This window comes from Bacillus sp. es.034 (assembly GCF_002563655.1).
Taxonomy (GTDB): domain Bacteria; phylum Bacillota; class Bacilli; order Bacillales; family Bacillaceae_B; genus Rossellomorea.
This window is the reverse complement of record NZ_PDIY01000001.1, coordinates 1,092,517-1,116,204: the sequence shown is the minus strand read 5'-3', so window position 1 is coordinate 1,116,204 and position 23,688 is coordinate 1,092,517. Positions and strand designations below refer to the sequence as shown.

Here is a 23,688-nt window from a genome sequence, read left to right as displayed (position 1 = left end):
CCGGTTATGGACACCCCCATGAATTAAAGAGCTTCTACTTTTTTCAAGACTGATTCGATTTTCTTACCGTTTTCACCGGTTTCTTCATATACTTCCTTGATCATGCCGATTCCGGGAGCATAGTAAAGGGTGTTGATGGTATTCTTGTTACCGGCTTTCACCGTGTTACGGACAACGACGACATGTTCGAATGTGTCATATGGGACTTCCAGCGTTTCATTCTCGCTGATGATTTCCCATTGAGGGGTATCCCCCTTACCTTTTCGGCTGATATCCGCCATCGGCTGCATTTCTTTATTCGGTTTAAAGTTACTTAGCTTGCTTTCTTTCGGATCCTTCGGGCTGCTTTCTTCATACACCACTTGAATGGCATCCTGATTCCATTTAAGGATTTGAAGAGTGACCATTTCCCCTACTTTGAATACACGTTGAACATGTGTATCGTTGTGATCCACGATCGTTTCTGTCAAGCTGAAGTCTTTATTTTCAAAGGTCTTGATCATGTTCTTTTCAGGTTTCAACTGCTGAAGCAGCAGGTTCACTTCTTCTTTTTCTTTTTCAGAGGAAGAATCCTGATCGTCCTCTGCTGCCGGTTCTTCTGAATCTGTGTTTTCTTCTTCCGCTTCACTGTCCTCTTCCTGCTCGGCAGGAGCCTCCGCGGTTTCTTCATTGACTGAAGCATCTTCTTCAGACGATGTTTCTTTTTCTACACTTGTATTCTCAGGCTCCTTCTTATCCGCTTTCTCACTCGGTGAGGAAGCGCTGCAAGCAGAAAAAACAGTCATACACAAGATGAGTAGTGACGTCAGAAAGATATTTTTACGACTGTTAGACATGGTTGTCCTCCTTAATACAAGACATTTTTCATTTTATCAATTATGGAATCATCGACCTTACCGCCGACTTTGATGACTTCTTTCACTCCACCTGAAGGCTGGTATTCAAGAATGAAATCTTCTAGTCTACCATCCAGTGAATCGCCGACTAAGACGATTGGAGCTTTTGTTTTCACGGAAAGGGCAGAAGCTGTCAGGGCATCAGGGTAATTCGTTCCAGTCGAAACGATGAACTTGTCTGAACCCATGACTGATTTGAATTCAGTCAGCACTCTCGCAAGGGTTTTGTAACGGTCGGCTCCTGAAAGTCTTTCCACGTTGGTTGAGTATTTCTTGATCGACTGTTCGACGGTTGAAGAAATCGCGTTTCCTCCACCCAGTACCTTCACTTGTTTTCCTTTTAAGTAGGAAAGAGCGGAAGAATTGATGCTGTCTTTCCCGGTTAACACAATTGCCCACTGATTCGCTGAAGCAATCGGTGCGGCACCCAGGGCATCGGCATAATTCTTACCGGATGCTGCAAATACACCTTTTACATTCGTCAGCTGCTTATTGATGAGCAGGTTCGTTTCATAACGATCGGCTCCACCAAATCGTGTGACCTTAAGACCAAGCTTCGCTAAACGATCCTGAACCGCATTTGAAACGGCCCCTTTTCCACCAATCATGAATACTTCGTCAGCATTCAATCTTGCAAGCTCTTTTTCTACTTCGGATGGCAGATAACCTTTGTCTGTCAATAGAATAGGAGCATTATCCAATTGGGCTGCCAGTGGCCCTACAGACAGTGCATCTGCGAAATCAAAGGCTGTTGCCAATACGACGGCTTTCTTCGCTTTTGAGCTTGCGAAACCATTCGGATAAAGGTCTTTGGAAACCTTGATGGACGTCTCGATTCGATCGAGGCCGATTAAGTTTGTATCGTTGATAAAGCGATTGATCGACACGCCGTCGATACTTGACCAGATGACGCCTTTGGAATCAATGTCGACCACTTTAAGAGGCGTCGCTTTCCACTTTGCGTAATCGATTGCACTCTTCAAGTCATAATATGACCATAAGCTTTTTCCATCTTTGGTTTGAACACTATATTTTTTGGGTAAATAATTAGACCAAAGGATCTTTTCAGTGTGTTCATCTATTACTCTAGTATTAGCAAGCGTTCCGGCATACTTTATGGCATCTTCTTTAATCGGGTAGGTTTTAAGCTTTTCCTTCCCTTTTTGATAGACACCGAATTCATTCAGATTCTCATACACTTTCTTCTGCTGATATTTATCAAATACATATGTATTTGCCTGCGATTTCGAATATTCTACGGCTTCATTCTGCGTGTCATAGATCTTTAAGCGTTTTCCGTCTGCCTTGTAGACTTCGAACACTTTGAAGAACGAAACAATCCCATTTTTGATTCCTTCTGCAGCATTATTCTGGAATGACCATGTCTTGACCAGCCCTTCTTCTGCGGGGTTCGACATATAGCCCATTTCCAACAACAGAGAAGGCATTTGCGTATTACGGATCACATAGAATGCCTGATTATTCCTCATTCCATTATCTGAAGTACCGATTGATTTCAAGGTACTTGGATGGACCCTTTCTGCTAATCTCCTGGACTCACTTCCATAGGCCACTTGAATGGGATCCGGTGGATATTCCGCTTCCCAAGCATACTTATTATCATAATGATACGATTCGAATCCACTTACATACGGGTTGGTAGGTGCCGCATTGTGATGGACTGAGACGAATACGGTCTGATCATTTTTCCCCTTGGCAAATGTATTGGCTAGATTTGTACGTTCCTCTAGACTCAAATAGTTCGTATTGTCTGTGCGGGTCATAAATACATTAAACCCTGCAGCTTTCAACTTATCTCTTAATTTCTCCGAGATTGCCAGATTGGCATGCTTTTCATAAAATCCAGTTGAATTCCCAGAAAATCCTGATGTTCCTGAATCCCAACCTCCGTGACCTGGGTCAATGACGACATTCTTTTCTGCTGATGCCAGCATAGGAACGACAAGTACCATCGCCATTGTAACAACAAGCATCGCAATCTTTTTCTTCATTTTTTTGCATTCTCCTCCATATTATTAAAATTTTCCTTAATTCTACCATTATTATCGGCAACATATGACATACTTTTGACATGTTTTCGCAAAGTTTTACATAATTGTAAAAAAAGACACTCATTCGCCTGTGATACAGGACGTATGAGTGTCTACTAAATTTATAGATACAGAGAATCTTATTTCTCTTTTTTTACTATTTTATTATAAAGGTCTATCATCCGTTTTGAGTTCTCTTCCCAATCATAATGATGGAGAACATGTTCCCTGCCGTTTCTCCCCAATTTTTCACGTTCAGAAGAATCCTTATATAAAAATAGTAATTTTTCTGCTAACGCTTGTGGATCCTTTGACGGGATCAAATACCCTGTTTTCCCATCCAGGACGACTTCCGGGAGTCCCCCGACATTTGTGGCGACAACCGGAACCCCGCATGCCTGTGCCTCTACGGCAGAAACACCAAAGCTTTCAATTAAAGAAGAAATGACGAAAATTTGCAGGGATGAGATGAATCCAGGCACATCTTCATGAGCAATCCTACCTAAAAAATCTACGTTTCCACTAATCTCCAGATCATCTGCCATTTTCCTGTATTTTGCAAAATAAGGTCCGTCCCCGGCCAATTGCAGGCGAACGTATTGCCGTTCAGGACCCAGTTCTTCCAAAAAGAGCTTAAAGCCCTTCAGAAGATACTCAATCCCGTACTTCGGTTCCATTCCTTTCGCAATTCCGATCCTGAATTGGCCTTCCACCTTCTCTTCCGGATTCGGTTTGAATTGGTCAATATCAACCCCAAAAGGAGTGATGGATAACGGCTTATTTTCATCGATATATTTTTTCGTTTCAAGCTCCAAAGCAGGACTGGTGGAACAAATATAATCCGCCTTTTTCAATGCATATTGAAGAATGATCCGATTCATCATATTCTTATTAGGAAAATCATAGATATCCGAACCCCAGACGGACAAAATGTATGGATTGAAGCCTGTAAGTGCACCGATCAATCCATAGCTTGACGCATAATGAGAATGGATCAGATCCGGCTGCCATTTCCGGATGATCTTCTTTAGCCTGGATACCGTAAATAAATAGGAAATCTTATGGTTCAATTTCAAATTTAAATAGACTCTGCTTACATTCTCCCATGGGATGGTTTCAGTAGAGTCTTTGTGGTTCTCTAAACTAATATTCATGACCTCGATACCAATCGAATTATAGTAATCAAGCCACTTCTTCGTATGCACATTATTCGCTGGTGCTAATAATAAAACTTTCATAACTCGGGTACCACACTCTCTTTTTTACTACTGACTGCCTGTAATGCCGGATCATTTGTTTCATACTGTTGTCAAAACAGCATAACAAAAGAAATATATTCAACAATATCGTTTGTGATATAATATACTAATTGATTTGATACTTCTTATCATAATATAAAAAGCACAGAAATTGAATTTATTTGTAAAATCTACAACAATTTTGTTAATCCATCAGTTAAAAATCGTACGTTCAGAGAGGGATTCACATGTTTAAGCATACATTCATTTATTTTCTATCAAAAGGTGTACCCGGAATCATCAACTTTGTGGCAATCGCCCTTTATACCCGTCTTCTCTCACCAAGTGAATACGGTGAATATGCCCTTGTGATCGCGGCGGTCACCTTTGTAAATACAACATTATTCCACTGGCTCCGCTTAGGACTTCTCCGCTATAACCCTAAGTACGAAGGCAACCAGAAAGCGATGTTCATCAGCTCGATCACAGCGACCTTCATCTCGATGACCATCTTGACGATCTTCCTTGGTACAGGGGCATTCATCGTCTATACGCCTTTCAATTCCATGGCCCTGCTCTGGTTTCTGGGAATCGGATTGCTGACGATGCAAAGCATGTTCGACCTGTTCACGGAATACTTACGCTCAGAGCTTTCATCCAAACTGTTCGGTGTGGTCACCGCTTTAAAAGTGGTGCTGTCACTGATCGTTGCCGTCATTTTAATTAAGTTCTTCGGATTCGGTGCGGAAGGGATCGTCCTTGGACTGATCATCGGGATTTTCTTATCCATCGTCTTCTTCATTCCGAAGTATATGCATTTAGTTTCGATCAAAATGATCGACCGGGATATGATCAAGGAAGTCGTGAAGTATTCCGTTCCGTTCATTGCGGCCCTTTCAATGGAAGCCATCATCCTGAATACGGACCGTTATTTGATCGGCTGGTTAATGGACAAGGCATCGGTCGGGATTTATGCCGTTTCGTATGACCTCGCCAAACAGATTCTGTTCCTGTTGATGATGATCATTAACCTCGCCGCTTATCCGTTGGTAGTGAAAGCACTTGAAACAGGCGGCATCAAGGAATGTCAGAAGCAGTTAAACCAAAATACGTCCCTGCTTTTACTCGTATCAGTGCCGGCGACGACCGGTATGATCCTACTGAGCGATTCCTTTACAGATATCTTCCTGGGGGAATCCTATCAAGGCAAAGCAGCGGTCATCTTTTCACTGATTTCCTTGGCGATCTTTATCCAGGGTTTTAAAATGTACTACTTCGACCTTGCCTTCCAGCTTGGTAAAAATACGAAGCTTCAAATCTGGCCGGTGTTGGCAGCAGCCATTCTCAATGTAGTGCTGAATCTGCTGCTCATCCCGAAATACGGAATATTCGGATCTGCCTATGCAACCATCATTTCATACGTTGTATCCGTCCTATTGAGCGCCTTGATCGGAAAGAGAATCTTCCCACTCACCTTCCCATTCAAGGAAGTGGGTAAAATCTTTATCGCAACAGGCATCATGGCCCTCTGCGTCTGGCCGGCACTCGGGATCGGCGGAATCCCCGGCTTCATCGTACAAATTGTCGTTGGCATCGCGGCCTACGGGGCTGTAATTTTAGCACTCGATGTTAATGGGATACGTCAGCTTATTATGCGTCGGATGAAGAAATCTCCTCAGTGATTGAGGGGATTTTTTTGTTTGTGGGGTGTGTGTGTGATTGGCGGTTTGTGCTGTGCCAGGCACCATTGACAGTTTTGGTGCCTGGCACTATTCACGGTTTTTCTACCTGGTACATTTCACAGGTTTTGTACCAGGTACACCTCACCGCTCCTGTACCAGGTACACCCCCACATCGTCTCTACCCAACACTCAAAAATTAACCTAAAAAACCCACGGAGCATCCTTTCGCTCCATGGGTTCAATCTAATCAATCCTATTCCTCGTAACTACCTGAATCCTCGGTTTCGGTCGATTCTTCATAGGCACCGCTATCTTCTGTTTCACCATAACTGCCGGTATCCTCAACCGTGTCACTCTCACTCGACGATTCTTCCTCTACATATTCTGCGTACGACTTAGGTTCTTCGCCATTCAAAAAGTCTTTCAACGCTTCCGTATTTGCTTCAAGGTCTACCTCTAACACGGCACCGGCGCCTTCATATCGGGCATTTTCAAACGAATGGTCGATTGGCACTCTCATTGTTTCGATCTTATCCGCGGGATTCAGTACGAATTCCTTTGCAAGACTGATTCGGTCCATGGCTCCGATGTTCGTTTCGATATAAGGGGAAACCGTCCCCATGAGTTTAGGGATTTTGGAAACACCGTTCAATGACAGCATTTCATCCTTCAACGCATTGATGACTTCCTGCTGGCGCTTCACCCGACCGAAGTCTCCTTCTGCATCGTGTCTGAATCGTGCGTAACCCAGTAGTTCCTTACCGTTCAACTTCTGTAAGCCGGGTTCCAGGCTTACATTTATATTTGTGGACATTGCCTTTTCAACGTTCATTTCAATTCCATTTGGTGCCAGAACATCGACTACCTTCTGGAACCCTTTAAAGTCCATTAACGCATAATATTGAACGTCGATATCGAAGTTCTCTTTCAACGTTTGACGGAGCAGCTCAGGGCCGCCCAGAAAATAGGAGGTATTCAGTTTATACATTCCATATTCCGGAACGTTGACATACATATCTCTCATTAATGAAACCAATTTGGCTTCCCCTTTTTCGGGATCGTACTGAGCGATCATGATGGTGTCTGTACGGGCCTTATCTTCACCCCTTGTATCAGATCCCAGCAATAGTACATTCACTTTACCATGTTCATCTTTTTTTCCATTAAATTCGGGAACCTCTTCGGAAGCTGCCTGTGGCTTTCCTGCCTGCATGATCCCGCTTTGATATTGATAGAGAAAATAGGCCGTGACAACACTTGCCCCTAAAAAAGATAATACGAGAAATATACGAAAGAATCTCTTCCTTCTTCTCATCCGCTGTCTATAGTCATTTCGAGTCTTCATGTATGTTTTTCACCTTTCAAGTCCAAGATCAATACGAAAAATAATTTTATCATGAAATAGAGTAAAAAAATAGAATCTTACATAAATGTAATCTCTGTTTAATAAACCTATGAAAAAGACTCTATCGATGATCGATAGAGTCTTAGATTTATATCTTAATAATACAGCTTTTTGTATAAATCTCCAAGCTCATCTTCTACATTAATCGCGCCTGGACCTCCAAGGAGGAAGAACTGTTTGTATTTTTCAGAAAGGACATAATTATTGACGCTTGTCGGCAGCTGCTCCGGATTCGATAACAGCAGTGGAGCTTGTTGCTTCGCCGCCAAGACCGATCCCGATAGTGCATCGGGGTAATTTTTCCCGCTTGCTACAAGTACGTTTTCCCCTGGGTTGGACAGTGGCAGCTTCCTTGCAATTTCAAGGGACGTTTCATAACGATCGATTCCACTGACCCTCTGTTCTCCTTTTACCTTCTTCATGACTGCGTTGGTAATGACACCTTCTCCCCCCACGACAATCGTACCGTCCACTCCATTCAGAGCTTCCGTTGTGTAGGATGAAACAGAATCTTTCGCTGTCAGAAGGATTGGGTACCCTTTAACCGACGCATAAGGAGCAACGGAAAGAGCGTCCGGGAAGTTCTTGCCTGAAGCAATGATCGCTTTATCCGGGTTGGCCGCTACCTGTTCCGAAATCAGCTGAGCCGTTTCATAACGGTCGATACCACCGATGCGTTTCACCTTCAATCCCATTCCTTTGAGCGTTTCCATGACGCTCTTGCCAACTGCGCCTTCCCCTCCAAGTATAATGACATTGGATGTTTTCAGGCGTTGAATTTCGTTCTTCGTTGATTCCGTTAGTTTCGTTTTATCCGTTAAAAGGAGCGGTGCATCATTTTTATATGCAAGGGGACCACCCGTCAGCGCATCCGGAAAATTATATCCTTGAGCAAGGACCACGGTATCCGCCTGGTTCCATCCAGCTTGGGAAATGTCCACTGCTGTCTTGATCCGATCGATCCCGGAGAGCCTCTCCCCGATTTTGTTCAGTTCACTTGAAGCAACATATGCATCCTGCTTGTTGTCTTCCCGTTCCACGTCGTACCAGACGAAGTGATTCGGATTTTTGGATGTGTCGTACTCGAACCCTTTAAGGATCTCAAGGACTTCCGTTTCCCCTGCTGGAAGTTTAGCAGAAACCTCTTTCGTATCAGAACTCGGGCCTTCCCTGAACTTCGACCCATTGGCAGAGATGACTAAATCCCCCGGCTGATAAGAGTGTCTCGTAGTATGGGAAAGACCTTCCACCTCATAATGCTTCTTATTAAATAGTAGATAGAAGTTCTGATCTCCCGTATAAGTGAAGTCCTCTTTTGCAAATGGAATTTCGACTACATCATTTGGGAAGATCCCCGGGTTTCCACTTGAAAGCTCGGCGTATACACGGTCCTGGTAACTTCCGAAGTTTCTTTCTCCGGTTTCCATTTTAATCGGACTGTTGGTTGGGACCTGGCCGTTGTAGGCTAAAATGGCAAAATACCAGTTCTCAATGATGTCCCGCTCATTGTCACCGATCGTCGGGATGCTTGTAGATCGATCCCAGTCTGTCAGACCTTTCTCGCCCAGCTCCCATTTTTTGTTCAGAATCTTGATTCCCGCTTCAATATTGAAGGCAATATCGCTTTTCAATCGCTCTACATCGTAGCCGGATGTATTGGTCACCTGCATGATCCCAATACCGCCATCACCGGATATGTTCGGTTCTCCGTCACTCGTGAATTGCTTCCAGCCACTTTCTTCGGCAGCGAGTGCTTTCACGACTTCCGCAGGTACGTCGTATTTCATTGCCGCTTCCGTCAGTAGTTGATTGATTTCATATTTTGAAGGATTCTCGTACCCTGCCGCTTTAGACGTGATGGGATTCGCCAATGTTGCAGTCAGAGCCACAGCCGCGATTCCAGAAACCAGTTTCTTCATTTTAGAATTCATTGTATTCCCCTTTTAATGTTATTTTATTCCATCTTATCATAGTATCTAGTAAACTTTAATACTTACAGGGCAAAAAAAGATAGAGAGACATTCTCCCTATCTTACTTACTATTCATATACTGATCGATTTGCCATGCCTGTTGAATCGGTATAGCGCCTGGTCCACCCAGAATATGATAGGAATTTCGATTCGTAAATACGTTGATGGATTTTTGTAATTCCGGGTTTTCATTTTTATCCACCAGAATGATCGGGCTATCGGTTCTTGAAGCCAGCGAACTGATGCTGAGGGCATCGGGAAACTTTTTACCCGTAGCAAAGTAAAGTGACTCAGACCCTTTTGATGCGAACGTCTGATGAACTTTCGTATTGGTCTCATAACGATCCAGCCCGAATATACGGTAGTGGCCCGGCAGGTTATCCTCTACGTCTGAAGATATGATTCCTTGACCCCCGATGACGTACGTCTTGGAGATGTCTTTCTCTTCCATATAACTGCGAACGGTCTGTGGAATCTTGTTTTTTTGAACAAAGAGGACGGGGTATTGCAGCCTTCCACTATACGAAGCAATTGAAAGAGCATCAGGATAGTTTTGTCCTGAAACGACAAACGCTTTATTGGATGTATACGGAATCAACTTATTGATCGCGATCGCTGTTTCATAGCGGTCTTGCCCATAAATCCTGCGGGTATCGATTTCCAGATTCTTCACTTCATTTTCTACCTCGTTTGAGATGGCATTTTGCCCACCCATCATTAACACGTGAGATGGGTTTAACCTCTGTAACTCTTTCTTGACCGATTCACTCAACGTACCGTTTTTCGTTAAAAGGATCGGACTGTCCAAATAAGCTCCCAGGGGAGAAGCCGCTAAACTATCAGGGAACGAGTCACCGCTTGCCAGAATCACAAACGAGCCATTCAATGTTTCCCCATCTATCTTCAATTCTTTCTCCTTTAAAGCCGGCCAGCCATTTTGAGATATATTAACGGCCGTTTCCACTGACGTCTGGCCATAGATGCGATTTTTTGTTTTGACGTAGTTCAATGCTTCCTCTGCATTGATCAAGCCTTTTCCCAATAGTTCGATTTGGGGTAATGGAGTGGCTGAGTTTTCAATTACATCTTTCACCTGCAAACCTGTCAGGAAGGGATACTGCTGCTTCACCATGGAGGAAACCGAGCTAACGATGGCCGTGGACATGCTGGTCCCATCCAATGTTTCATACCCATTCATCCATGTACTGAAAATATTCGTGCCTGGCGCCGATACATCCACGGTTTCCCCGTAATTGGAGAACGTAGATTTCGTCCCTCTCGCACTGTCGACACTACCGACAGCCAGCACATCGGGATACGTCGCTGGATAAAGAACCGCCTGGTCATTATCATTGCCGGCAGCACCCACTACGAGAACTCCCTTGTCCACGGCGTAATCAATGGCGTCTTCAAGGGCACTCATATTGTTATAGCTTCCAAGGCTTAAGTTGATGATATCCGCTCCGTGGTCAACAGCATATCGAATTCCTTGTATAACCGTAGACATATATGTAGTCTTGCCTTCAAACACTTTTACAGGCATAAGTTTCACGTTCTTAGCTGCAGAAGCGATGCCCATTTTATTATTGGTCACAGCCCCCACCAGTCCCGCTACGTGGGTACCGTGTCCTGTACTATCCACGGGTGGCTCATCTTCATGGATAAAGTTCTTTCCTTCTATTAATCTGCTGCGGAGCTCCGGATGTTTCAGGTCGATCCCTGAATCAACGATCGCCACAGTCACTTCTTCTTCCGGTTCATATTGTTCCCATGCTTCTACTACCTTCATGACCTCGAAGTCCCGGGACTGTTTAGCAAAATACGTATCGTTCGGCGGAAGAGCCTGAGTATAGACAAGCTGATCGACCTCTGCCGATTCTATGTCTCTATCTTTATTAAGTTCTGAAAGAGTATTGGAAACTTCTTGTTCGGGAACCGACACTACCTCGTATTTTTCCTCTGATGTGGTAGATGACTGTGTCGACACATCCCCTTCGTCTTTATGTACAATCAAAACCCGAACGTCATTCTCATTTTCACCCTGGGCAAATCCGTTTGGAAATACAACACAACCTACTAAAAGCAGTATAGAAACGATGACCCTCATCTTCATCAAGCGATTCCCCTCTCAGTTGAATGTCATTTACATCATCTGTAAAAAGTATATAAGAAGGTGGTAGGTCTGTCCATGAATTCCGGGAATTTTCAGAATGATAGTCTGAAAGACCTTAAAAAAGCCATCCGCTATAAATAGCGGATGGCTCAGCATGACTTACTCTATTAGTTTGATACTTTTTCCTGCAGATCTTCTCTTGCACCTTCACCAACTGCACCTTTACCACCAAGCACAGTTACAGAAGAGATTTTGTTCTGATACAGATACTTCGTTAAGAACGCATCCACTTCTTTAGGTAATCCGTTTGGATCTGTCAGTAATAATAATCCTGAGTTATCCGTTACAAGTGGAGCAGCGGATAGTGCATCAGGGAAGTTCTTGCCGCTTGCCACATACAATTTGTCTGTGCTATTGGCGAACTCACCAAGGATTGCTGCAAGAGTACCATAACGGTTCACACCAGAAAGTACTTTTACATCTACGGCAACCTTCTTGGCTTCTGCTACAACGCTTTCAGGAACAGCTGATTTACCACCAAGAACATAGACCTTCTCATCTTCAAGAATCGCCTTTGCTTCGTCGGATAAACCTTTGCCGTCTGTTAACACGATCGGCATATCATTTGCACCGGCAATAGCTGCAGCACTCAGGGCATCTGCAAAGTTTTTACCAGTTGCAACGAATACTCCGTTTCCTTTGAATCCAAGCTCTTGAAGTTTCGAAACGATGGCAAGGTTTGTACCATAACGGTTTGGCATTCCATCTGTTTCTAAACGTTCAATATCGGAAGAATTGATTGAAATGCTGTTTAATTGTGCAAATACATCGGCAGAAACGACACCTTCTCCACCCAGGATGTACACATTTTCAGCACCAAGTCGTTCGATTTCATTCAATACGTCTTTCGAAAGCTTCCCATTGCTTCCTACCGGCAGGATCGGAGCATCGATTGCCGATGCTAAAGGACCAGCGGATAGTGAGTCAGGGAAGTTATATCCTGTAGAAAGGATAACCGTTTTGTACTTATGGTCATCTGCAAATCCGTCTTCATGAAGGTTCTTGGACACTTCGATTGCAGTACCTTCACGGTTCAGACCAGACACTTCGGAGATGATGTCACCGTCTACTTTAATAGGTAGAAGTGATAGCACTTCATCTGTTTTGGCGTCAAGTAAATATACTGCCCCGATTGAGCTGACTGACTCGGATGGAGTGGTGATGTTTACATCAGCCTTTAAGGATTTTCCTACTTTAAGGTTTTGTGACGCGTTAACATCCACTTTCCCCTTACCTTTTTCACCAGGAGAAAGTACTCCGAACTCATTGATTGATAGATCAAGAGTCGTTGTCGGATCCATTGTTGCGTATCCTTCAATGGCAATGGTGTACGTATCATCCGGTAATGACGTCAAGGAAACCTTTTCGTCAGATGTGGCACCTGCAGAATAGGATACCATGTTCCCTTTAGAATCATAGATATATAAATCTACATCATCAGTTGGATGGGATGGATTGGATGTTTGGACTTCTAAAGATACGTTGTTCTTCACTTTGATATCTTGGAAGTAGTAATCGTTGTTACCCGGTACTTCTACCTTCTTGGAAGAAATCTTAGGCGTACTGAACGGTGCACCCACAACCTTCACGTCTCTTGCTTCAGATAAGTAGTTTGAGAATGTGACAGATTTCGTCATTTCACTGCCGGCTGCAGCATTACCCAAGTCGATTTCACCTGGTACAGCAACTACGTCCTGAACGACAGCCTCTAATTGATACTTATTGACTTCCTTACCTGCTTTAGGACCTGAAGTTCCATATACATGTACTTCCCATACCCCTGGTTTAGGAGACTTGAATACATGATCTTCCACACCTAATCCATCGTATCCTGCGTATCCTTGGAATTCACTTACTTCCACTCCGTCAGGATTAAAGACAATCGCGCGGACGCGGCCTTTATAATCTTCGTTTTCACTTAGTGCATTCAGTGAGAAACGAACTTCACTCACACCAGGTTTTACATCAAATGTATACCCTTTTGTTTGAGAAGATTGTACTTCACCTTCTTCGCGGAAACGGAAACGATTGTCTTGGGTAAACTCATAACCAGTGACAATTGTTTGAGCTGATCTCGCTTCTACATAAGGAGTAGATGCATCATCGAATACTAACGTCTCAGCATTCACACCTGTCTCTAATTTCGAAGCATCATAATCAACCGTGATCGTTTTGCTTTCTCCGGCTTTCAGATTTAATGTTGAAACTGATGGCTTGATCCAGTCCCCAGTTGGAGATACATCCAGCTTCTTATCTTCATCTGACTTGTTCTCTACTAATACTTCAACTTTTTCAGGGATTTCTTTATTTCTTACGTATAGACCCGGACCACCGGAGACTTTCTCTCCATGATAGACCGTTACGTCTACATCTTTAATGTCAGAAATGAAATTCTTGCGCAGATACTCATAAGCTGCCGGGACATCGATCAGTCCGCCGCCTTCCTGCGCACGGTTGTATCCATCCAGATGATTGGCCGTTGCAATCAATGCTTCACGGGCAATTTCATAGTTAAATGGAATACGATCTTTTTCCGCTGCAGATTTAAGTAATGCCACTGCACCAGCTACATATGGAGAAGACATACTTGTACCCTGCATGACGACATACGGTCCATTTTGCACCGGATGAGCAGCAAAAGCAGATCCCGGTCCTACGATATCAGGCTTTTGATTACCAGCTTCGTTCGGTCCTACAGAAGAGAAGTACCATAATCCCTGTCCTTCTTTCGGAGTGCCGTCCGCATTTTTACCATATGGATATGAATTGTATTCTTTTGCCCACATGTCAGCTGTGATATGTGCACCAACGGAGATGATAGGTGCTACGTCTCCAGGTGATCCAACAGTATCGACACCAGGTCCGGCATTACCGGCAGATGTAACGAATACAATGTCCGTATCTTCACTTAAAACGGTCATTAATTCCCCATAAGAACCTAAACCGTCATTTAAATCCGGTGAAGAACCTAAGCTTAAGTTGGCAACATCGACGCCGAATCCACCTTCGGATTCAGGAAGCGCAGCATCAACCATAGCCTTTTGGATACTGAATGTAGGCGCTCCGCCTTCAGCTTTAAACACACGCATACCCACAAGTTCAGCTCCAGGCGCAACCCCTTCACCCGCTACAGCTCCGAATGCATTCGCTCTTGCAGGGCCATTTGCAGCCGAGATACCTGAAACGTGAGAGCCGTGCCCGTTGAAGTCAGTAAATAGATTGATCTTCTTCAGGCCTGCACCGAACCAGTCCAACTCCATATCATTGACACGGAAGTTCGCCCCGTACTTGTCATCTTCCACATTCACATCGAATGTACCCGTTTCATTATTTGCATAAGCCGTTTCATCAGTGAAGTCTTTATCCATATCTGTATCGATATAGACTTTGTCCCCAGCGAGTAAAACAGTGAAGTTATCTGTATTGCCATTTGTTCCGTCAGCATTTAAATCCTGGTTCGTCCAATATGGACTTCCTACCGGCTCCGGATTTTTCTCAAATGCCGTCCTACCAAAGAATAAGGTATCATCGGAAGCGTCAATCCCTGCTGTATTATATGTAGTTTCCCCTACAGTAACAGCGTCCCCTTCAGCATGCCCACCATCGAATAGTACGTCTCCCTCAGCAAGGTAGTTCAAACCGCTGCCTAAGTATTCTTTATAACGATCTTCAATGCCATACCCAAGTTGGCGATTCGAAATTGTGTAGTCCCTTACGGCAACAATTTTGGAATCACCGTATTTGCGGGTTCCCTCTTCCAAACCTTCTGTAAAGGATTCGTGACCTGGATCGGGACCTGAGTCAATGATTCCGATACGAACGCCACTGCCATCAAACTTATCGTGGAAATCATCCACTCCAGTTGGAGCATGAGTTTCTGCCTGATTCGGTTTAACGACCGCATCCTGATCCACTTTATTTTGGTTCTTGACTTCCAATTCAGGATCCTTCACTTCACCTAATTGGATTTCACTGTTTTTCCCTACAGTGCGGACACTCTTAAGATCGAGAACCTCCATCACTTTTCGCGTCGGTACATCTGCAAGGTAAACATAGTTCTTGTAATTCTGTTTTACTTTAACTCCAAGCTTTTCCAATTGACTTGTCGCATCTACCTTACCGTTCCCTACGATCACAAGCTCCTGTACAGCTTGATTACTCATCGAAAGCGCTACGACTTCCGAGAAATTAGAAACCTTGAATTTCTTCGTTTCCTGTAGAGCGGCGTCCGCTTTATCAGGATTGAATGTTGCTACACCAGCGAAAGAAGAAGCTACCAAAGCTGCACTAGCCATGACCGAAAATACCTTTTTCTTAAACGTCAATCCGTTTTCCCCCTTGATAGTTTAGTATTAGTCCGAAATACTCCGTATCTTCCAAAAAAATATAATTATGGAAAAATCCGAACTCTATTTCCCATTTTAAGGCCACTATCTTCTTTAGTCAATAAAAGGAGACGTTATTTTCTGAAAAAATAATATATTATAACTATTGCTTTTTTGCTTTCTATCTATTTTCTAATTCAAAAGAAATGTTTAATAGAACTCACAGCCGGGTAAATAGAAAAAAACTGCCTGCCAATTCCGGCAAACAGTTTCTATCAATCTATTAATTTATTACCTTTACAGCTGCTAGATAACGGGGTTTCCAATATACGTTATTCATGCTTGTAATCTCTACCCCACGATCGCCTGCATGGATAAATTCATTGTTTCCAATATAGATACCTCCATGGGACGGACCTGGTTTATACGTTTCAAACATGACGATATCCCCTACTTCCGGAGATTTTGAGCGGCTTCCGAAATTCCAGATATCCGCTGTTGTCCGGGGCAGATCAATATCATATTTATCATATACATAGTTCAGATAACCACTGCAGTCAAATCCACTTGGCGTCGTGCCGCCCCATTTATAAGGAGTCCCGATATATTGCTTTGCCGTTTTGATCAAAGCACCTGTATCGAAAGAAAATAGACTCTGTGCCTTTTCGGATATGACAGACGTTCCACCGATGATCGTGAACTGATTGATCCCCAACTTATCCACGGTCGACTTTACCGAAGACGGAACGTTATTGGACTGGATCAACATGACCGGTGATCCTTTTTTTGCTGCAAGCACAGACCCGGTCAGTGCATCTGCATAGCTTTCACCTGTAGCGATGACGGTACTGTTGGATGCTGAGTAATACTTCTCAGCCACTTTTGTCGCTGTATCGTATCGGTCTTTTCCTGAAATACGTGTAGCCCTTGGTAATTGGTTCTTCACTCCATCACTGATGACACCGGTTCCCCCGATAAGGATGGATGAACTATATTTACTTAAAGCCTTTTTCGTTTCTTCCGGAACATGATTTTTCTCGGTTAATAGGATCGGGATCGATTTACTCGCAGCGACAGGAGCAATGGCCAGACTATCAGGAAAATCCCTGCCGTATGTAACGATCGCCTGGGATCCACCTACTAAGTCTGCGATCTTTGCCGCTGTCTCATATCGGTTTTCCCCTGCCACTCTTGTACTGGTGATTCCTAAACTTTTAAGCTGACTTTCAACGGACGGTGAAATGACGGAACTTCCACCTAATATGTATGCCTTACTCGGTTTTAATCGTTTTAATTCTTCTTTCACGCTATACGGCACGCTGTCCTTGGTTACCAACAGGATCGGCGCATTATGTTTATCCGCTAATGGAGCTCCAGCCAGTGCATCAGGAAAGTTATTCCCCACTGCGATCACGACTGTATTCGCACTGCTCCATCCCTGCTTGGAAACCTTGACCGCCGTTTCATAACGATCTACACCGCTTACTCTATTTATTTGTGTATCTGCAGCAGCTGCAGAGGTCTGAAATAATAATAGGAACAAAAAGCTTATAACCGTGACGAAGGTAATAGATACAGGTTTGCGATTATTCAACATTTCTCAATTCCCCTTCTCTATAAATCTACAAAACCCATCTTACCATTAAAGTTTTCGAAATAATTTTACATTTATGTAACAAAATCCGTCATATTTCCCCGTTTTTTGTAATATTAACTCCTTGAAACAACATAAAAAGGGCCGTATCTCCAGGGATACGGCCTTTTTCCATTATTCGTTTTCCTTGTTCCAATATTCCAAAAGTCCCTCTCTCATCGTGAACTTCGGTTCGAATCCAAGGGATTTCAGTTCTGAGATATCAGAGTATGATTCTTTAATATCCCCGGAACGTTCTTCCTTTTTCTCGATTGGTAATGTTGTTTCCGTAATTTCTTCGTATAAGCCAATCAGGTCGTTCAGGCTTGTCGATCCACCCGTTCCAACATTGAAAACCTTCCCTATGGCATCAGGAGTTTCGGAAACAAGAAAGACGGCTTGAACGACATCTTTTACATAGATGAAATCCCTCGTTTGTTCTCCATCACCAAAGAGAGTAAAGGATGTCTCTTCCTTTTTCACCAGCTGTTTAAATTTATCTGTCAGGATCGATACGACTCCTGAATATGGCGAAGATGGATTTTGTCTGTTTCCAAAAACATTAAAGAAACGGACGGCTGCAGTCGGAATATCGTATAACCGGCTAAATGCCAGCACGTACTGCTCTGAAGCAAATTTATCAATGGCATATGGGGTGAGTGGTCGGATCGTTGACGTCTCTTTCTTTGGAAGTGTCGGTTCATCTCCATATACGGCGGCAGATGAAGCAAATACGAAGCGTTCCAAACCACCTTGCTTCCGGGCTTCTTCTAATAAGTATAAAGTCGCTTCCAAATTCGTCTGATGAGTATGGAGCGGGTCTTCAACCGAGGCAGCCACACTTGCAATCGCACCCAAGTGGAATATTTTCTTGAATTGATGCTGCTGAAATAAATCCGATATCGTTTCCCTTACTGAAATATCCCCTTCGACAACCGTCAATTGATCACTCTTTGGCAGATTATCCAATGAACCCATGGAGAAATTATCTATCACGACTACTTGCTCGTTATTATTTAGTAATTCTTCTACTATATGTGAGCCTATAAATCCGGCTCCCCCTGTGACAAGGATCTTGCTCATGTATGTTGTTCCCCTTTCAATATGGAGAGATTATCTTCATTCACTTCTGTAAGTATAGCAAAAAACACATTGGGTTTCTATTCAGTCATCGAAATGTAAACAACCCTTAAATTATACCCGGTTCACTACCATTATAATCATCTTCGTTTCTGTCAAAAAAACGCGAAAAATATTTATTTCAAACCATCTAGAAAAAATTCGAAAACGCGATTATACTATTCTAGATGTGAGAATCCGTTGGTATGGGAGTGCCAATTCTACATCATTTTCCGTTCAATATTATTGAACAGTATTCACAAAATCATACAGAAAAAATAATCGGGGGAAAGAAAGATGAGAAAAGGTTTATTTGCTTCTATCAGTTCAGTTTTACTAGCTTCCAGTTTCCTTGTATCACCGGTTTCAGCTGAAGGTCCAATAAAAGAAAAGATGGACCTGTTAGCTTATGATGGGGAAGGCTTTTTCACAGAAGAAGAGCCGAATGACAGCTTTACCGGAGCCAATGACATTTATTTAGTGGATATCGTAACAGGGACGTTCTCGAAAGATGATGTGGATATGTATAAAATCCAGGTCGAGACAGATGATCCCCTTGAAATATATGGTGGCGGCTGGGCTGAAGACCCAAGCATTCTATTAGACATTACTTTATACGATGAGAATAAAAATAAGATTGCACCTGAAGAAGCGAGTGCAGATGTGACGATCGGTTCCATGTCCTCCTACTCTGTCACTCCAGGTACCTATTATATATCTGTTCGGGATCGACATAACCTTGCTAACGGAGAAGAATACGCATTTATTGCGACTCAGGCACTCATGGAAATGGGTGTAGACCGACTGTATGGAGCGGACCGGTATGAAACGGCTCTTGAAATCGCCTATCAAGGATTTGATTATGCAGATGAAATCATCCTGGCGACTGGCACCAACTTCCCGGATGCCCTGGCAGGAGCACCACTTGCCTATCACAGGGACGCTCCCATTCTATTAACGGGAAAAAACACCCTTCATCCAACAGTTAAAAAAGCCATCAAAAATCTGGAAGTGGGGAAAGTGACAATCCTTGGGGGACCCGGGGTCATTTCTGATCATGTTGTGAAAGAACTGAAAGCACTTGACGTCACTGTTACCCGTATCAGCGGCAAAGACCGGTATGATACGGCCGTAGCCATTGCAAAGAAGCTTCCACACACTGACGCTGCCGTGGTGGTGAGCGGAAAGAATTATCCGGATGCCCTGTCGATTGCATCGATCGCAGCACAATATGGTTATCCGATTCTACTATCCGATAAAGACAGCATCCCTGCTTCCAGCCTGACTCAAGCCAAGACATATGAGACCAACTATGTCATCGGCGGTACAGGAGTGGTAAGCAATACTGTCCTGAAGAAGTTAAACATGCCGACGAGGATCGCAGGTTCAAATCGTTACGAAACCAATGCGAACATCATTCACGAGTTCGATATGTCCACTCAGTATGTTTTCGTAGCAACTGGCACTCAGTTCGCCGACGCCCTGACTGGATCTGTCCTGGCCGCTAACTGGGGAGAGCCACTATTACTAACGACTCCAAATGAACTTCATCCTGAGATCAGGGATTTAATGATGGATTCGACTTATATGGCAACTATCCTTGGTGGACCTAACGCAGTCTCCTCTAAAGTGGAAGATGAGATTTGGTCTATTATTGTTGGAAACGAATAATGCATCAGCAAGCGCTCTTTAACAGGAGCGCTTTTTCATTTCTTCTTATAAGACAATATGCTCTATGGTAAAATAAACCTATACATATAATGTATAAGCCTAAGTCATAAAGGAGAAAAAAATGAAAAAATATTTAATTCCCATTATAGGGGCCTTATTACTCGCCTCCTCTGTATTAAACGGACCTGTTTCAGCCCAAACACCCTCCCCGGTGCTCAAACAAAAAATGGAGCTTTTAGGGAATCAAGGCGAGGAAGAAGAAGAAGCAGTACCCGAAGCGGAACCTAATAATACGTTGGAAACTGCGAATGATATTACAACCGGTGATCTTCTTCACCCTACCGTTGTAAATGGTACGCTATTAAAAGATGATGTAGACTGGTATAAAGTTGTTCTTGATTCTGACGCCCCCTTGAATTTATTCGGATGGTTCTGGAAGGAAACAACCAATATCCCACTGGATATCACGTTATACGACGAAGACAAAAAGAGAATGGATCCCTTTAAGGGCTTCGTTAACGAAGAAGATGGATTTTGGGCACTTTACCCTTCGGAACCCGGCACCTACTACATCTCTGTAAAGAATAAAAGTGATCTAGGCATAGGGAAAGAATATGTACTAATGACCTGCCAGTATTACATAGAGCCCCATATTGAAAGAATTTCCGGCAAAGAAAGATATGAAACGGCTCTTCAGTCCGCTTTAAAAGGCTGGGAATCCGGAAGTGAAGAGATGATTCTAGCCACGGGGACCAACTTCCCTGATGCCCTGGCAGGTGCCCCACTTGCATATGAAAAGGATGCTCCGATTCTATTAACCTACAAAAACTCCCTGCACCCGGCAGCTGAGAAAGCAATCGTGGAATTGGGTGTAAAGAAGGTCACTGTTCTTGGAGGGACCGGCGTCATATCCGACCAGGTAGTAGAGGAAATAAAAGATCTGGGCGTTTCGGTTACCCGCATCGGGGGGCAAGACCGTTATGAAACAGCCGCGGCCATTTCCAAGCTGATACCCAACCATGAAGCCGCCGTCGTCGTGAATGGGAAAAATTATCCTGATGCTCTTTCGATTGCTTCCATAGCCGCACAAAAAGGCTATCCGATTCTTTTATCGGGGAAAAGCACCGTTCCAGCTCCCAGTCTGAACCGCGCAAAACAATATGAGCATACCTATGTCATCGGAGGTACAGGTGTCATCGATGAAGCAGCACTGTCGAAATTGAAACAACCTGAGAGAATAGCCGGCGCAAACCGTTATGAAACAAATGCCCGCATTATAAAAGAGTTCAATGTGAATACCGGCGCCATCTTCATTGCTACCGGAACTCAATTTGCCGATGCCTTAACAGGTTCTGCCCTTGCCGCCCATAACGGATTGCCTCTATTGTTAACACCGACTGATCGATTGCATCCTGCAATCCGAAGCCTGATGACTGATTTCAGCTATGATGTAACGATTCTCGGAGGAGAGAACGCGATTTCACCGAAAACGGAAGAAGAAATATGGGCATTGCTCGAAAATAATAACAACTAATCTATTTTTTGCGTTCTTCATCAGAACGCATTTTTTTATCCAAAATAATTAATAGAATTTTCTGTATTTTAATGGTAAAATAGTAACAGATAATGATCATACATATGAAAGAAGGCATACGACATATGGAATCTCTTACACAATCCGTCGCAACCATTTATAAACTATTAATCCATCTTGATCAAGACGAACTTCGTGAAGAAGTAAATAACCGTTTACTCCAGACGATGAAACAATCACCTACAGAAGAGGAATACAGACAAAACCTGATAAGAGGTATTGTTCTTCATGGTGAGTCAACCAAAGCGCTTCATGGGATCCTCCACCCTCTTCTATCAAACTCGAAATACCCTGATTTAGAAGGCGTTTCGAAGCTGATGAACCGTGCCCAAGCTAGGATTGAAAAAGAGATGGATACACTTCTTTCCCTTTATAAGGAGCAGCTTGAAAAAGAAGACTTTCCAAATGATGCCGTGACCCAGCTTGAAATTTATTTTACCACGACACTAGTCGAACTTCGATTGACGTATAGGTTCATCGACGCATTCGGTACAGAAAGCAACCGGGCATTATTTGAGCCTTTATTTACTTTTCCATCTGAGGAAGTGGGAGAAACCATCTTAAAATATTCAAGAACCTATGCCAGCCTCCTCTTCGAAAAGACCCTTAGTCAACAAAACTAAAGAAGGTCCGTCCCTCTTGTGAGAGGGACGGACCTTCTTCTTTCTACACCTTCAAATACCATTTCTTCCTGTGACAGATAAAGGCAACGATCGTCCAGAATAACAGATTAAGCAGACCGTATGCCAGTTGAGGATGAGGGGCAAAGGTGCCCATCCACTCATTGATCACCCTCGACCATGATTTCTCAATGCCATCGTCCATGACTGAAAGATGGATCAACACGGATCCAAGCATGAACTTGCCGAAATAGATTAAGAAGCTATTGCGTCCATATGCTTCCAAAAACCATACCACGGGCTTCAATGCCGTTTCTTTCGCGTCCACTTTCCTCTTATCAAACAAGAGATATAAAACCGAAAGCATACTGGATGCAAAGCCTGCCGCTAATAAAGCAAACGCCGGCGTCCAGAGCCGTTTGTTATAGGGAAGGAAGTGATCCCATACAAGGGAAAGGGCAATCAATACAATACCAATCCCCAACAGCTCACGCCATGCGCCGGTTTTTTTACGTGTGAGGATCAAGCGTCCAAATGCATATCCAAAAAGAACATTTGATAATGCCGACAAACTCGTGACCAGGCCTTCCGGATCATAGCCGGGTTCCCCTTCATGATACAAATGCGCTTCCCCGAAAACAGCACTGTCGATCATATGGGAGGGATTGCAATCAGGCTGAGGCAATCCACCTTCACACGATTGTCCTGAATGAAGGATCAGTCCCCCATATAAAGAGGATACCAATAAGGCAATCAGCATCAGCTTCCAAGGAGATTGCACAAACTTCGTGATCAGCACCGTCACGATTCCAAGAATGGCGAACATCTGTAGCACACCGGTCAACCGCAGAGTAGGGAAATCCAGCGTCCACTCCACTATAATCGTAAAAATGGTCCCATAAACAATGAGACGAACCGTCCGCTTCAGTATCTTCTCCCATTTAACGCCGCGTTGGTAGGCAATGGCCATACTCACCCCAAAGATGGTGATAAAAGTAGGCAGAATGATATCAATCAGTGTGACCCCGTACCATTCCGCATGCCGGAAGAAAGGATAATCAATCTTTCCATAAGGAATCGTACTCAAAAACACGGATAACGCTACAATGATCCCCCTGAGCATATCAAGGGAATAGACTCTTTTTTTCTTTTTCACTTGAATGGGTTCTTCTAATGGTTGAACTTGTTCCATACTTCGATCCTTTCACTTCACGTTCTATACTTTCCTACTATGAAAGTATACACCAGCACAAAAAACTTTGATAGAATCAATTAGTAAAGATTTAACTATTTTCACACCCTGGAGGTCA

General features: G+C 43.5%; 14 protein-coding genes. 4 read left to right on the top strand and 10 right to left on the bottom strand.

Annotated features, from left to right (window positions below; genetic code table 11):
* Nucleotides 1-23: 23 nt before the first annotated feature.
* From ATG71_RS05740 to ATG71_RS05730, 3 genes are all read right to left on the bottom strand, one after another.
* Nucleotides 24-836, bottom strand: coding sequence for a hypothetical protein (locus ATG71_RS05740; protein WP_098438799.1), 813 nt, complete (start codon nt 834-836; stop codon nt 24-26).
* Nucleotides 837-847: 11 nt separating this feature from the next.
* Entirely contained in the window at nt 848-2,908 is a 2,061-nt protein-coding gene (locus ATG71_RS05735) for a cell wall-binding repeat-containing protein (protein ID WP_098438798.1), read from the bottom strand.
* A 179-nt stretch (nt 2,909-3,087) separates the two neighbouring features.
* Nucleotides 3,088-4,185, bottom strand: a complete 1,098-nt coding sequence (locus ATG71_RS05730; protein WP_098438797.1) for a glycosyltransferase — start codon at nt 4,183-4,185, stop codon at nt 3,088-3,090.
* Between the two features lie 248 nt (nt 4,186-4,433).
* Here ATG71_RS05730 and ATG71_RS05725 point away from each other — a divergent pair, with 248 nt between their 5' ends.
* Nucleotides 4,434-5,867, top strand: a complete 1,434-nt coding sequence (locus ATG71_RS05725) for a lipopolysaccharide biosynthesis protein (RefSeq protein ID WP_098438796.1) — start codon at nt 4,434-4,436, stop codon at nt 5,865-5,867.
* Nucleotides 5,868-6,120: 253 nt separating this feature from the next.
* On the opposite strand, the gene ATG71_RS05720 is transcribed toward ATG71_RS05725, so the two are convergent.
* The 6 genes from ATG71_RS05720 to ATG71_RS05695 all read right to left on the bottom strand — a co-directional run bounded on the left by ATG71_RS05720 (nt 6,121) and on the right by ATG71_RS05695 (nt 18,457).
* On the bottom strand, nt 6,121-7,212 hold the full coding sequence (locus ATG71_RS05720; RefSeq protein ID WP_098438795.1) for an LCP family protein: 1,092 nt from the start codon (nt 7,210-7,212) through the stop codon (nt 6,121-6,123).
* A 155-nt stretch (nt 7,213-7,367) separates the two neighbouring features.
* Nucleotides 7,368-9,203, bottom strand: coding sequence for a cell wall-binding repeat-containing protein (locus ATG71_RS05715; protein ID WP_098438794.1), 1,836 nt, complete (start codon nt 9,201-9,203; stop codon nt 7,368-7,370).
* A 101-nt stretch (nt 9,204-9,304) separates the two neighbouring features.
* Nucleotides 9,305-11,356, bottom strand: coding sequence for a S8 family serine peptidase (locus tag ATG71_RS05710; protein ID WP_098438793.1), 2,052 nt, complete (start codon nt 11,354-11,356; stop codon nt 9,305-9,307).
* Nucleotides 11,357-11,523: 167 nt separating this feature from the next.
* Complete coding sequence (locus ATG71_RS05705) at nt 11,524-15,741, bottom strand: cell wall-binding repeat-containing protein (RefSeq protein WP_098438792.1); 4,218 nt, start codon at nt 15,739-15,741, stop codon at nt 11,524-11,526.
* 283 nt (nt 15,742-16,024) lie between these two features.
* Complete coding sequence (locus tag ATG71_RS05700; protein ID WP_098438791.1) at nt 16,025-17,338, bottom strand: cell wall-binding repeat-containing protein; 1,314 nt, start codon at nt 17,336-17,338, stop codon at nt 16,025-16,027.
* A 171-nt stretch (nt 17,339-17,509) separates the two neighbouring features.
* On the bottom strand, nt 17,510-18,457 hold the full coding sequence (locus tag ATG71_RS05695; protein ID WP_098438790.1) for an NAD-dependent epimerase/dehydratase family protein: 948 nt from the start codon (nt 18,455-18,457) through the stop codon (nt 17,510-17,512).
* Between the two features lie 333 nt (nt 18,458-18,790).
* On the opposite strand from ATG71_RS05695, the gene ATG71_RS05690 reads away from it, so the two are divergent.
* The 3 genes from ATG71_RS05690 to ATG71_RS05680 all read left to right on the top strand — a co-directional run bounded on the left by ATG71_RS05690 (nt 18,791) and on the right by ATG71_RS05680 (nt 22,381).
* Nucleotides 18,791-20,164 (top strand): cell wall-binding repeat-containing protein, encoded by a 1,374-nt coding sequence (locus tag ATG71_RS05690; RefSeq protein ID WP_098438789.1) that lies wholly within the window; start codon nt 18,791-18,793, stop codon nt 20,162-20,164.
* Nucleotides 20,165-20,285: 121 nt separating this feature from the next.
* Nucleotides 20,286-21,698: a cell wall-binding repeat-containing protein gene (locus ATG71_RS05685; RefSeq protein WP_098438788.1), complete on the top strand. Its 1,413-nt coding sequence runs from the start codon at nt 20,286-20,288 to the stop codon at nt 21,696-21,698.
* Nucleotides 21,699-21,823: 125 nt separating this feature from the next.
* Nucleotides 21,824-22,381 (top strand): hypothetical protein, encoded by a 558-nt coding sequence (locus ATG71_RS05680; protein ID WP_098438787.1) that lies wholly within the window; start codon nt 21,824-21,826, stop codon nt 22,379-22,381.
* Nucleotides 22,382-22,424: 43 nt separating this feature from the next.
* Here the strand turns inward: ATG71_RS05680 and ATG71_RS05675 are convergent, their stop codons facing one another.
* On the bottom strand, nt 22,425-23,570 hold the full coding sequence (locus ATG71_RS05675) for a heparan-alpha-glucosaminide N-acetyltransferase domain-containing protein (RefSeq protein WP_098438786.1): 1,146 nt from the start codon (nt 23,568-23,570) through the stop codon (nt 22,425-22,427).
* Nucleotides 23,571-23,688 lie beyond the last annotated feature (118 nt).

Excerpts from the sequence above, each read along its gene's own strand:
- ATG71_RS05740 (WP_098438799.1), bottom strand. The coding sequence starts at position 836 with ATGTCTAACAGTCGTAAAAATATCTTTCTGACGTCACTACTCATCTTG.
- ATG71_RS05735 (WP_098438798.1), bottom strand. The coding sequence starts at position 2,908 with ATGAAGAAAAAGATTGCGATGCTTGTTGTTACAATGGCGATGGTACTT.
- ATG71_RS05730 (WP_098438797.1), bottom strand. The coding sequence starts at position 4,185 with ATGAAAGTTTTATTATTAGCACCAGCGAATAATGTGCATACGAAGAAG.
- ATG71_RS05725 (WP_098438796.1), top strand. The coding sequence starts at position 4,434 with ATGTTTAAGCATACATTCATTTATTTTCTATCAAAAGGTGTACCCGGA.
- ATG71_RS05720 (WP_098438795.1), bottom strand. The coding sequence starts at position 7,212 with ATGAAGACTCGAAATGACTATAGACAGCGGATGAGAAGAAGGAAGAGA.
- ATG71_RS05715 (WP_098438794.1), bottom strand. The coding sequence starts at position 9,203 with ATGAATTCTAAAATGAAGAAACTGGTTTCTGGAATCGCGGCTGTGGCT.
- ATG71_RS05710 (WP_098438793.1), bottom strand. The coding sequence starts at position 11,356 with ATGAAGATGAGGGTCATCGTTTCTATACTGCTTTTAGTAGGTTGTGTT.
- ATG71_RS05700 (WP_098438791.1), bottom strand. The coding sequence starts at position 17,338 with ATGTTGAATAATCGCAAACCTGTATCTATTACCTTCGTCACGGTTATA.
- ATG71_RS05695 (WP_098438790.1), bottom strand. The coding sequence starts at position 18,457 with ATGAGCAAGATCCTTGTCACAGGGGGAGCCGGATTTATAGGCTCACAT.
- ATG71_RS05690 (WP_098438789.1), top strand. The coding sequence starts at position 18,791 with ATGAGAAAAGGTTTATTTGCTTCTATCAGTTCAGTTTTACTAGCTTCC.
- ATG71_RS05685 (WP_098438788.1), top strand. The coding sequence starts at position 20,286 with ATGAAAAAATATTTAATTCCCATTATAGGGGCCTTATTACTCGCCTCC.
- ATG71_RS05680 (WP_098438787.1), top strand. The coding sequence starts at position 21,824 with ATGGAATCTCTTACACAATCCGTCGCAACCATTTATAAACTATTAATC.
- ATG71_RS05675 (WP_098438786.1), bottom strand. The coding sequence starts at position 23,570 with ATGGAACAAGTTCAACCATTAGAAGAACCCATTCAAGTGAAAAAGAAA.